This is a genomic window from Methyloceanibacter sp. (assembly GCF_049590335.1).
Taxonomy (GTDB): domain Bacteria; phylum Pseudomonadota; class Alphaproteobacteria; order Rhizobiales; family Methyloligellaceae; genus Methyloceanibacter.
In genome coordinates this window covers 17682-26666 of record NZ_JBAWCQ010000112.1, presented here as the reverse complement: position 1 = coordinate 26666, position 8985 = coordinate 17682, and the positions used below count along the sequence as shown (strand labels likewise).

Sequence of the window (8985 nt, the reverse complement as noted above, 5' to 3'; positions counted from 1 at the left end):
TTGAGAAGTGCGCCGCTCCGTTTTGGGCGGCGCGTTTTTTCTAACCTAAGGCCGTCGAGATGCAGAGCCAGAACATAAGAATTAGGCTGAAAGCCTTCGACCATCGCATTCTCGATGCGTCGACCAAGGAGATCGTCAACACGGCGAAGCGTACCGGTGCGGACGTCCGCGGGCCTATCCCGCTGCCGACCCGTATCGAGAAGTTCACCGTGAACCGCTCTCCGCATATCGACAAGAAGAGCCGGGAGCAATTCGAGATGCGGACGCATAAGCGGCTGCTCGATATTGTCGATCCCACGCCGCAGACGGTCGATGCTCTGATGAAACTCGATCTCGCCGCCGGCGTGGATGTTGAGATTAAGCTTTAACCGGCTGCTGGACCAGGCAAGGAATTAGTTAGATGCGATCAGGTGTTATCGCGCAAAAGGTCGGCATGACCAGAATCTTCACTGATGCTGGGGAGCACATCCCAGTCACGGTGCTGCGTCTGGAGAATTGCCAGGTTGTCGGTCAGCGGACCGCGGAGAAGAATGGCTACACGGCCGTTCAGCTCGGCGTCGGCCGTGCGAAAGTGAAGCGTTTGACGCGCGCAGAGCGCGGCAGCTTCGCCGTGGCCAATGTCGAGCCTAAGCGAAAGGTTGCGGAGTTCCGTGTGAGCCCCGAGAACATGATCGATGTGGGTGCGGAGATCACCGCCGATCACTTCATTGAGGGTCAGTTCGTCGATGCTTCGGGCACGTCGATCGGTAAGGGTTTTGCCGGTGGCATGAAGCGGCACGGATTTGGCGGTCTTCGGGCCAGCCATGGTGTGTCGATCAACCACAGAAGCCTAGGCTCCACGGGTCAGTGCCAGGATCCTGGCAAGGTGTTCAAGGGCAAGAAGATGGCCGGCCACATGGGCGACGTCAGCGTCACGACGCAAAATCTGCGTGTTGTGAAGACGGATGTCGATCGTGGGCTGATCATGATCCGCGGTGCCGTTCCCGGCTCCAAGGGTGGTTGGGTTCTCTTGCGCGACTCGGTTAAGCGGGCGCTGCCCGACGGTGCACCGGTTCCCGGTGCATTCCGGAAGAGCGCCGAAGATCAAGCGCCGGCTAAGAGCGCCGCGGCTGAGGCACCTACCGACGCCGAGCAGGGCCAGTCGGCGCAGGGTGGAGAGAACGCGTAATGAAAGCGGATGTAACAACGCTCGACGCCAAGAAGGCGGGAACCGTGGATCTGTCTGATGATGTTTTCGGATTGGAGCCGCGCGCCGACTTGCTTCATCGCATGGTCCGCTACCAGCTGGCCAAGCGCCGCGCCGGCACTGTTGCGACGAAGGATCGTTCGGAGATCACCGCGACGACCGCGAAAATGTTCCGGCAGAAGGGTACCGGCCGTGCCCGTCACGGCAGCGCCAAGCCTGGCCTATTTCGTGGGGGCGGCAAGGCCTTTGGTCCGAAGCCCCGCAGCTTTTCCTTCGATTTGCCGAAGAAGGTTCGTGCGCTGGCGCTGAGGCATGCGTTGTCGTCTAAGGCCAAAGCCGAAGAACTCATCGTGATCGACTCTTGCGATGTGAAGGATGCCAAGACGAAGGCGCTGAAGACGCAGTTCGACAAGCTCGGATTCGATTCCGTGCTGATCGTTGACGGTACCGAGGTGCAGACGAATTTTGCGCTCGCGGTGCGCAACATCCCGCATGTGGATGTTCTGCCGGTTCAGGGCATCAACGTTTACGACATCTTGCGGCACGAGAAGCTCGTGCTGACCAAGGCCGCGCTCGCGGCGCTGGAGGCTCGGTTCAAATGAGTGCGCTTGCTGCATATGACGTGATTTTGGCACCGGTCATCACCGAGAAATCGAGTGGGGCGTCCGAGTCTAATCAGGTGGTGTTCAAGGTTCGCCTCGACGCGACGAAGCCGCAGATCCAAGACGCGGTTGAGAAGCTGTTCGGCGTCAAGGTCTTGGCCGTGAATACGTTGACCCGTAAGGGTAAGACCAAGTTTTTCCGGGGCATTAAGGGCACCCAGAAGGATACGAAGAAGGCCGTCATCAAGCTCGCCGAAGGCGACAAGATCGACGTGACGACAGGGATCTAGCGCTATGGCGTTGAAAACATTCAAACCGACCACGGCGAGCCAGCGTCAGCTGGTGCTCGTGGACCGCAGTCATCTGTGGAAGGGCAAGCCCGTCAAACCGTTGACAGAAGGCTTGAACAAATCCGGTGGCCGCAACAACACAGGACGCGTTTCGATCTGGCATCGTGGCGGCGGTCATAAGCGCACCTATCGTTTGGTCGATTTCAAGCGGACCAAGCGTGGCGTGTCGGCGACCGTCGAGCGGCTGGAATACGATCCGAACCGTACGGCCTTTATCGCGCTGATCAAGTATGAGGACGGCGAGCTGTCCTACATCCTTGCGCCGCAGCGTCTTGCGCCGGGTGACAAGGTGATCGCCGACGACAAGGTCGACGTGAAGCCGGGCAACGCGATGCCGCTGGCCAACATGCCCATCGGCACCATCGTCCACAATGTGGAGATGAAGCAGGGCAAGGGCGGTCAGATGGCACGCGCTGCGGGCGCCTATGTTCAGCTCGTGGGCCGCGACTCCGGTTATGCGATCCTGCGTTTGAACTCTGGCGAGACGCGCATGGTTCCGTCTGCCTGCATGGCGACGGTGGGCGCTGTCTCTAACCCGGACAACTCCAATGTGTCGTTGTCCAAGGCCGGCCGCACCCGTTGGAAAGGGCGCAAGCCCGTGGTTCGCGGTGTGGCGATGAACCCGATCGATCATCCGCATGGCGGTGGTGAAGGGCGGACGTCTGGTGGCCGGCATCCGGTCACTCCTTGGGGTAAATCCACCAAGGGCAAGCGGACGCGCACCAACAAGGCGAGCGACAAATACATTCTGCGCAGCCGCCATCTGAAGAAGAAGAAGGGATAAAACGTGGCACGTTCGATTTGGAAAGGCCCGTTTGTTGACGGCTTTCTCTTGAAGAAGGCGGAGAAGGCGCGTCAGAGCGGTTCCAACGCCATCATCAAGATGTGGTCGCGCCGTTCGACCATTCTCCCGCAATTCGTGGGGCTGACGTTTGGTGTCCACAACGGGCAGAAGCACGTTCCGGTGCTGGTGACCGAGGACATGGTGGGTCACAAGTTCGGCGAGTTCTCGCCGACGCGGACCTATCACGGCCATGCCGCCGACCGTAAAGTGAAGAGGGGCCGCTAGTCATGGGCAAGCCGCAAAGAGAGCGCACGCTCAAGGACAACGAAGCGAAAGCCGTCACCCGGCTTATTCGCACCAGCCCGCAGAAGCTGAACCTGGTTGCTCAGCTCATTCGGGGGAAGAAGGTCGATCGCGCATTGGCCGATCTCGCCTTCTCGCGCAAACGCATCGCCAAGGACGTCAAGAAGACCTTGGAGTCGGCTATCGCGAATGCAGAGAACAATCACGACCTCGACGTGGACGCGTTGGTCGTGTCGGAAGCCTATGTAGGCAAGAATATCGTGATGAAGCGCATTCAGGCGCGGGCACGCGGTCGGGCTGCGCGGATCTTGAAGCCATTTTCGCAGATGACCGTCGTCGTGCGTCAAGTTGAGGAGCCCGCTTGATGGGACAGAAAGTCAACCCGATCGGGCTTAGGCTCGGCGTCAACCGCACTTGGGATTCGCGCTGGTTTGCCTCGCGTGGCGAGTATGCAGACCTGCTGCACGAAGACCTCAAGATGCGTAAGCACATCCTCAAGACGCGTAAGCAGGCCGGCATCTCCAAGGTGGTTGTCGAGCGCCCGCACAAGAAGTGCCGCGTCACGGTCTACACCGCACGTCCCGGCATTCTGATTGGTAAGAAGGGCGCCGATATCGAGTTGCTCCGTAAGGAGCTTGCGACGATGACGGACTCCGACGTTCACCTGAACATTGCCGAGGTGCGCAAGCCCGAGATCGATGCGACGCTGGTGGCCGAGGGTATTGCTCAGCAGCTCGAGCGCCGTGTGGCGTTCCGCCGAGCCATGAAGCGGGCGGTTCAGTCTGCGACCCGGATGGGAGCGTTGGGGATCCGTATCAATTGCTCGGGCCGGCTTGGCGGCGCGGAAATCGCGCGCATGGAATGGTATCGCGAGGGCCGTGTGCCGCTGCACACGCTGCGCGCCAATATCGACTACGGCACGGCGCTTGGACGTACAGCTTACGGAATTATCGGCATCAAGGTTTGGATCTTTAAGGGCGAAATCATGGAGCACGATCCCATGGCCCAGGAGACTAAGGCCCTTGAGGCGCAAGAAGGTGGACGTTCCGGTGGTCGGCGCGATTCTGCCCGGGCGCATGGCTAAGGGCAGGACTTAAGAATTATGCTGCAACCGAAACGCACAAAGTACCGCAAGATGCACAAGGGTCGCATCAAAGGTGCGGCCAAGGGCGGATCTGCGCTGAACTTCGGAACCTTCGGTCTGAAGGCGCAGGAGCCTGCGCGCGTCACTGCTAGACAGATCGAAGCGGCGCGTCGTGCCATGACGCGTCAGATGAAGCGTGCTGGCCGTGTTTGGATACGCATCTTCCCGGACGTCCCGGTTTCGAAGAAGCCGACCGAAGTCCGTATGGGTAAGGGCAAGGGTACGCCCGAGTTTTGGGCGGCTAGGGTCAAGCCGGGCCGCATCATGTTCGAGATCGATGGTGTGGGTGAGCCGGTGGCTCGCGAAGCGCTGCGGCTCGCAGCGGCGAAGTTGCCGATCAAGACGCGCGTTGTGGCGCGCATCGAGGGTTAGGCGATGAAAGCGAGCCAAGTGAATGATATGACGATCGATCAGCTCAATGACGAGTTGGTCAAGTTGAAGAAAGAGCAGTTCAACCTGCGTTTCCAGGCCGCTTCCGGGCAGCTTGAGAATACGGCGCGGGTTCGGCAGGTGCGTCGCGACATCGCGCGCGTAAAAACGATCGCGCGCGTTAAGAGCGCCGCAGCGAAAGCTTAAAGGTAAGAACGATGCCGAAACGCGTATTGAATGGGATCGTGGTGAGCGACAAGAACGACAAGACCGTTGTGGTCAAGGTCGAGCGTCGCTTCACGCATCCTCTGTTTCATAAGGTGGTTCGCCGCTCGAAGAATTACCACGCGCACGACGAGAACAATGAGTTCAAGGTGGGCGAGAAGGTATCGATCGAAGAGTGCGGACCGATCTCGAAGCAAAAATGTTGGGTGGTTCTGCCGCGTGAGCAGGCAGCCAGCTAAGGCGACTAAAGAAGGGCCTCGTTGAGGGCCTGAATAAGGGCGAACGCCATGATTCAGATGCAGACCAATCTCGAGGTCGCCGACAATTCCGGTGCAAAGCGCGTGCAATGCATCAAGGTGCTGGGCGGCTCGAAGCGGAAATATGCCTCGATTGGGGACACTATTGTGGTCAGCGTCAAGGAAGCAATTCCGCGCGGCCGGGTGAAGAAGGGCCAGGTCATGAAAGCCGTGATCGTGCGCACCGCCACGGGCGTGCGACGTCAGGACGGCTCACTGATCCGGTTTGATCGCAATGCGGCGGTTTTGGTCAATGCGCAGGGCGAGCCGGTGGGTACGCGCATCTTCGGCCCCGTAACGCGCGAGTTGCGGGCGAAGAAGCACATGAAGATCGTTTCGCTCGCCCCGGAGGTGCTTTGATTATGGCGGGCTTGAAGATCAAGAAGGGCGACCACGTTGTGGTGCTCACGGGCAAGGACAAAGGCAAACGCGGCGAAGTGCTGAAGGTCCTGCCGACCGAAAACCGTGCCGTGGTGCAGGGTGTGGCGCAGATGCGCCATCACCAGCGTCAGACGGCGTCGCAGGAGGGAGGCATCATTACCAAGGAAGCCCCGATCCATATTTCTAATCTCGCTCTTGAGGACCCCAAAGACGGGGAACCCACGCGCGTCGGCTACAAATTTTTGAAGGACGGACGCAAGGTGCGTTTTGCCAGGCGTTCCGGCGAGGTCATCGATGGCTGAGCAGGCATATATACCGCGGCTTAAGCAGCAGTATCACGACGTTATCAAGAGCGATCTCGAGAAGGAGTTCGCTTACAAGAACGTCATGCAGATTCCGCGCCTTGAGAAGGTGGTGTTAAACATCGGCGTGGGCGAGGCCGTGAACGATTCCAAGAAGGTCAAGGCAGCGGCCAATGATCTCGGTCTTATCGCCGGTCAGCGCCCCGTGATCACCAAGGCGAGGCAGTCAATCGCCGCCTTTAAGCTCCGTGAGGGGATGCCGGTTGGTGTGAAGGTCACACTGCGCAAGAGCCGTATGTACGAGTTTATCGACCGGCTCGTGAACATCGCGCTTCCGCGTGTTCGCGACTTCCGTGGACTCAATCCGAAGAGCTTCGACGGGCGTGGAAATTATTCGATGGGTCTGAAGGAGCACATCGTTTTCCCCGAGATCGATTACGACAAGGTGGAAGACGTGCTCGGTATGGACATCATCGTGTGTACGACGGCGCAGAGCGACGATGAGGCGCGCGCGCTTTTGAAGGGTTTGAACTTTCCGTTCCGCAGCTAGGCATGGGCCGGCTGTAACAGGAGGACTGAATGGCTAAGACGAGCATGATCGAGCGGGACAAGAAGCGCCGCCGCCTTGCTAAGAAATACGAGGCGCGTCGGGCGCGGCTGAAGACGCTTGCCGCCGACCAGTCGATTCCGGCCGAGGAGCGTTTCGCGGCGCGACTAAAGCTGGCGGAGATTCCGCGCAATGCCTCGCCGACACGTATTCACAACCGCTGCGATCTCACTGGGCGACCGCGCGGCTACTATCGCAAACTTCGCATGTCACGCATTGCTTTGCGCGATCTGGCAAGCAACGGGCTGATCCCCGGCATGGTTAAGTCGAGCTGGTAAGGACTTCGATGAGCATTAACGATCCTCTTGGCGATATGCTAACCCGCATCCGCAATGCGCAGATGCGGCGTAAGACCAACGTCTCAACGCCAACCTCCAAGCTGCGGGAGCATGTGCTCGATGTGCTGGCTGACGAGGGTTATATCCGTGGCTATGCACGCGTCGATTATGACGGGGGCAAGTCTGAGTTTGAAATCGAGCTCAAGTACTTCGACGGCGAGCCGGTGATCAAGGACATCAAGCGGGTGTCGACACCGGGGCGGCGTGTGTACTCCTCGGTGAAGAACCTGCCCACCGTGGCGAACGGTCTGGGTGTGTCTATTCTTTCGACGCCCAAGGGTGTCATGTCGGACTCGCAGGCGCGTAACGAGAATGTCGGCGGTGAGATTCTCTGCAGCGTATTCTAGCGGAGCTACTTGAAGCGAAGGTTTTATCAATGTCGCGCATCGGCAAGAAACCAGTCTCTCTACCAGGCGGCGTCACAGCCTCGGTGGACGGTCAGGAAGTCAAGGTCAAGGGACCTAAGGGCGAGCTCAGCCACGTGCTGGTCGACCATGTCATCGCCAAGATGGGCGACGGTGGCATCGAGATCGGCATGGTCGAGGACACCAAGGACTCCCGGGCGATGTGGGGCATGTCGCGCACGCTCGTTGCCAACCTGGTCACCGGCGTGACTGAGGGTTTTTCGAAGACGCTCGAGATCAACGGGGTCGGTTACCGCGCGGCGATGAAGGGGCAGACCCTTCAGCTGCAGCTCGGCTTCAGTCACGACGTTGACTTCGCGATCCCAAAAGGGATCGAGGTCAAGTGTCCGAAGCCGACCGAGATCGTGGTTAGTGGCATCGACAAGCAACAGGTCGGCCAGGTTGCGGCAGAGATCCGCCGTCATCGTCCGCCGGAGCCCTATAAGGGCAAGGGCGTGAAATATGCCGGCGAGTACATTTTCCGTAAGGAAGGCAAGAAGAAGTAGCAGGATTGATGATGGGTACGTTGAACAACAGCTTTGCGCGTCGCGCGCGCCGAGTACGGCATTCGCTGAAGCGGGCGGCCAACGGACGTGCGCGTCTGTCGGTGTTCCGTTCCTCGAAGCATATCTATGCGCAGGTGATCGACGACCGCGAGGGCAAGACGCTCGCATTCGCCTCGAGCCTCGACAAGGACATCAAAGGCGCGTTGCCTAAGGGAAGCGATACAGCGGCGGCGGAGGCCGTCGGCAAGCTCGTAGCTGAACGGGCCGTGAAAGCCGGGGTCAAGGACGTGATCTTTGACCGTGGCGCCTACATTTATCACGGGCGCATCAAGGCGCTCGCAGAAGCGGCCCGCGAGGCGGGTCTAAACTTTTAGGGTATTCGGAAAGGATCGACCGTGGCACGAGGCCATCAAGGTAGAGATCGCGACGATCGCGACAGCGAATTCGTCGACAAGCTCGTTCACATCAATCGCGTCGCGAAGGTGGTGAAGGGCGGACGTCGTTTCGGCTTTGCCGCGCTGGTCGTTGTTGGCGATCAGAAGGGCCGGGTCGGTTTCGGCCACGGCAAGGCGCGCGAAGTGCCCGAGGCGATCCGCAAGGCAACCGAGTCTGCGAAGCGCAACCTGCTCAAGGTGCCGCTGCGCGAGGGCCGGACGCTGCACCATGACGTGCGCGGACAGCATGGAGCGGGCAAGGTGATTTTGCGCGCGGCTCCTCCCGGCACTGGTATCATTGCGGGCGGTCCGATGCGCGCGGTGTTCGAGACGCTTGGTATCCAGGATGTGGTTGCGAAGTCGCTCGGAAGCTCGAACCCTTACAACATGGTGCGTGCCACGTTCGATGCGCTGCGCCATGAGGATAGCCCCCGTGGCGTGGCCGCACGGCGCGGGAAGAAGGTCAGCGAAATCGTTTCGCGCCGCCGCGATCAGGCGGGCGACGGGGCCGAGGCGCAGGCCTAAAGCCTCGAGATAGGGTTGAAGTAAGATGGCCGAGACTAAGAAAACAATCGTCGTGGAGCAGATCGGAAGCCCGATCCGCCGACCCGGCAAGCAGCGCGCGACCCTTATCGGGCTCGGCCTGAACAAGATGCATAAGCGGCGGACGCTGGTCGACAGCCCCGAGGTGCGCGGCATGGTGGCCAAGGTGAGCCATCTGGTGCGGATCGTCGAGGACGACGCCGGAGCCTAA

At 59.9% G+C, this 8985-nt stretch carries 20 protein-coding genes; all 20 read left to right on the top strand.

Annotated elements, in window-relative coordinates; all coding sequences use genetic code 11:
* Window positions 1-59: 59 nt before the first annotated feature.
* From rpsJ to rpmD, 20 genes are read left to right on the top strand one after another with little or no spacing between them, the layout of a single operon-like run.
* Entirely contained in the window at window positions 60-368 is a 309-nt protein-coding gene (rpsJ, locus tag WBQ77_RS08940; protein WP_045367562.1) for a 30S ribosomal protein S10, read from the top strand.
* A gap of 32 nt (window positions 369-400) precedes the next feature.
* On the top strand, window positions 401-1168 hold the full coding sequence (gene rplC / locus WBQ77_RS08935; RefSeq protein WP_424044167.1) for a 50S ribosomal protein L3: 768 nt from the start codon (window positions 401-403) through the stop codon (window positions 1166-1168).
* A complete protein-coding gene (gene rplD / locus WBQ77_RS08930) occupies window positions 1168-1788 on the top strand; it encodes a 50S ribosomal protein L4 (RefSeq protein ID WP_424059859.1) in 621 nt (206 codons plus the stop codon). The genes rplC and rplD overlap by 1 nt, the downstream gene beginning before the upstream one ends.
* The gene (locus tag WBQ77_RS08925) at window positions 1785-2078 is read left to right on the top strand and encodes a 50S ribosomal protein L23 (protein WP_424059857.1); all 294 of its coding nucleotides are present in this window, start codon (window positions 1785-1787) and stop codon (window positions 2076-2078) included. The genes rplD and WBQ77_RS08925 overlap by 4 nt, the downstream gene beginning before the upstream one ends.
* Window positions 2079-2082: 4 nt before the next feature.
* Window positions 2083-2922, top strand: coding sequence for a 50S ribosomal protein L2 (rplB, locus tag WBQ77_RS08920; RefSeq protein WP_424059855.1), 840 nt, complete (start codon window positions 2083-2085; stop codon window positions 2920-2922).
* A gap of 3 nt (window positions 2923-2925) precedes the next feature.
* Entirely contained in the window at window positions 2926-3207 is a 282-nt protein-coding gene (gene rpsS, locus WBQ77_RS08915; protein WP_424044174.1) for a 30S ribosomal protein S19, read from the top strand.
* A gap of 2 nt (window positions 3208-3209) precedes the next feature.
* On the top strand, window positions 3210-3590 hold the full coding sequence (rplV, locus tag WBQ77_RS08910) for a 50S ribosomal protein L22 (protein WP_424044176.1): 381 nt from the start codon (window positions 3210-3212) through the stop codon (window positions 3588-3590).
* On the top strand, window positions 3590-4309 hold the full coding sequence (gene rpsC, locus WBQ77_RS08905; protein ID WP_424044178.1) for a 30S ribosomal protein S3: 720 nt from the start codon (window positions 3590-3592) through the stop codon (window positions 4307-4309). The genes rplV and rpsC overlap by 1 nt, the downstream gene beginning before the upstream one ends.
* A gap of 18 nt (window positions 4310-4327) precedes the next feature.
* Window positions 4328-4741, top strand: coding sequence for a 50S ribosomal protein L16 (gene rplP, locus WBQ77_RS08900; RefSeq protein ID WP_424044180.1), 414 nt, complete (start codon window positions 4328-4330; stop codon window positions 4739-4741).
* 3 nt (window positions 4742-4744) lie between these two features.
* Complete coding sequence (rpmC, locus tag WBQ77_RS08895) at window positions 4745-4945, top strand: 50S ribosomal protein L29 (RefSeq protein WP_069438079.1); 201 nt, start codon at window positions 4745-4747, stop codon at window positions 4943-4945.
* 11 nt (window positions 4946-4956) lie between these two features.
* Window positions 4957-5202 carry a 30S ribosomal protein S17 gene (gene rpsQ / locus WBQ77_RS08890; protein ID WP_424044182.1) on the top strand — a complete coding sequence of 82 codons (246 nt, stop codon included), beginning with the start codon at window positions 4957-4959 and terminating at the stop codon, window positions 5200-5202.
* Between the two features lie 48 nt (window positions 5203-5250).
* Window positions 5251-5619, top strand: a complete 369-nt coding sequence (gene rplN / locus WBQ77_RS08885) for a 50S ribosomal protein L14 (RefSeq protein ID WP_424044184.1) — start codon at window positions 5251-5253, stop codon at window positions 5617-5619.
* Between the two features lie 2 nt (window positions 5620-5621).
* Window positions 5622-5942 (top strand): 50S ribosomal protein L24, encoded by a 321-nt coding sequence (gene rplX / locus WBQ77_RS08880; RefSeq protein ID WP_424044185.1) that lies wholly within the window; start codon window positions 5622-5624, stop codon window positions 5940-5942.
* On the top strand, window positions 5935-6492 hold the full coding sequence (gene rplE, locus WBQ77_RS08875; protein ID WP_424044187.1) for a 50S ribosomal protein L5: 558 nt from the start codon (window positions 5935-5937) through the stop codon (window positions 6490-6492). The genes rplX and rplE overlap by 8 nt, the downstream gene beginning before the upstream one ends.
* A 29-nt stretch (window positions 6493-6521) precedes the next feature.
* A complete protein-coding gene (gene rpsN / locus WBQ77_RS08870) occupies window positions 6522-6827 on the top strand; it encodes a 30S ribosomal protein S14 (RefSeq protein ID WP_424044189.1) in 306 nt (101 codons plus the stop codon).
* Window positions 6828-6835: 8 nt separating this feature from the next.
* Window positions 6836-7234, top strand: coding sequence for a 30S ribosomal protein S8 (gene rpsH / locus WBQ77_RS08865; RefSeq protein WP_424044191.1), 399 nt, complete (start codon window positions 6836-6838; stop codon window positions 7232-7234).
* A 29-nt stretch (window positions 7235-7263) separates the two neighbouring features.
* The gene (gene rplF / locus WBQ77_RS08860; RefSeq protein ID WP_424059853.1) at window positions 7264-7797 is read left to right on the top strand and encodes a 50S ribosomal protein L6; all 534 of its coding nucleotides are present in this window, start codon (window positions 7264-7266) and stop codon (window positions 7795-7797) included.
* Window positions 7798-7808: 11 nt separating this feature from the next.
* On the top strand, window positions 7809-8171 hold the full coding sequence (gene rplR / locus WBQ77_RS08855; protein WP_424044203.1) for a 50S ribosomal protein L18: 363 nt from the start codon (window positions 7809-7811) through the stop codon (window positions 8169-8171).
* 21 nt (window positions 8172-8192) lie between these two features.
* Window positions 8193-8756 carry a 30S ribosomal protein S5 gene (gene rpsE, locus WBQ77_RS08850; RefSeq protein WP_424044195.1) on the top strand — a complete coding sequence of 188 codons (564 nt, stop codon included), beginning with the start codon at window positions 8193-8195 and terminating at the stop codon, window positions 8754-8756.
* 25 nt (window positions 8757-8781) lie between these two features.
* The gene (gene rpmD / locus WBQ77_RS08845) at window positions 8782-8985 is read left to right on the top strand and encodes a 50S ribosomal protein L30 (protein WP_424044197.1); all 204 of its coding nucleotides are present in this window, start codon (window positions 8782-8784) and stop codon (window positions 8983-8985) included.

Coding starts and splice junctions, on each gene's coding strand:
- rpsJ (WP_045367562.1), top strand. CDS start 60: ATGCAGAGCCAGAACATAAGAATTAGGCTGAAAGCCTTCGACCATCGC.
- rplC (WP_424044167.1), top strand. CDS start 401: ATGCGATCAGGTGTTATCGCGCAAAAGGTCGGCATGACCAGAATCTTC.
- rplD (WP_424059859.1), top strand. CDS start 1,168: ATGAAAGCGGATGTAACAACGCTCGACGCCAAGAAGGCGGGAACCGTG.
- WBQ77_RS08925 (WP_424059857.1), top strand. CDS start 1,785: ATGAGTGCGCTTGCTGCATATGACGTGATTTTGGCACCGGTCATCACC.
- rplB (WP_424059855.1), top strand. CDS start 2,083: ATGGCGTTGAAAACATTCAAACCGACCACGGCGAGCCAGCGTCAGCTG.
- rplV (WP_424044176.1), top strand. CDS start 3,210: ATGGGCAAGCCGCAAAGAGAGCGCACGCTCAAGGACAACGAAGCGAAA.
- rpsC (WP_424044178.1), top strand. CDS start 3,590: ATGGGACAGAAAGTCAACCCGATCGGGCTTAGGCTCGGCGTCAACCGC.
- rplP (WP_424044180.1), top strand. CDS start 4,328: ATGCTGCAACCGAAACGCACAAAGTACCGCAAGATGCACAAGGGTCGC.
- rpmC (WP_069438079.1), top strand. CDS start 4,745: ATGAAAGCGAGCCAAGTGAATGATATGACGATCGATCAGCTCAATGAC.
- rpsQ (WP_424044182.1), top strand. CDS start 4,957: ATGCCGAAACGCGTATTGAATGGGATCGTGGTGAGCGACAAGAACGAC.
- rplN (WP_424044184.1), top strand. CDS start 5,251: ATGATTCAGATGCAGACCAATCTCGAGGTCGCCGACAATTCCGGTGCA.
- rplX (WP_424044185.1), top strand. CDS start 5,622: ATGGCGGGCTTGAAGATCAAGAAGGGCGACCACGTTGTGGTGCTCACG.
- rplE (WP_424044187.1), top strand. CDS start 5,935: ATGGCTGAGCAGGCATATATACCGCGGCTTAAGCAGCAGTATCACGAC.
- rpsN (WP_424044189.1), top strand. CDS start 6,522: ATGGCTAAGACGAGCATGATCGAGCGGGACAAGAAGCGCCGCCGCCTT.
- rpsH (WP_424044191.1), top strand. CDS start 6,836: ATGAGCATTAACGATCCTCTTGGCGATATGCTAACCCGCATCCGCAAT.
- rplF (WP_424059853.1), top strand. CDS start 7,264: ATGTCGCGCATCGGCAAGAAACCAGTCTCTCTACCAGGCGGCGTCACA.
- rplR (WP_424044203.1), top strand. CDS start 7,809: ATGGGTACGTTGAACAACAGCTTTGCGCGTCGCGCGCGCCGAGTACGG.
- rpmD (WP_424044197.1), top strand. CDS start 8,782: ATGGCCGAGACTAAGAAAACAATCGTCGTGGAGCAGATCGGAAGCCCG.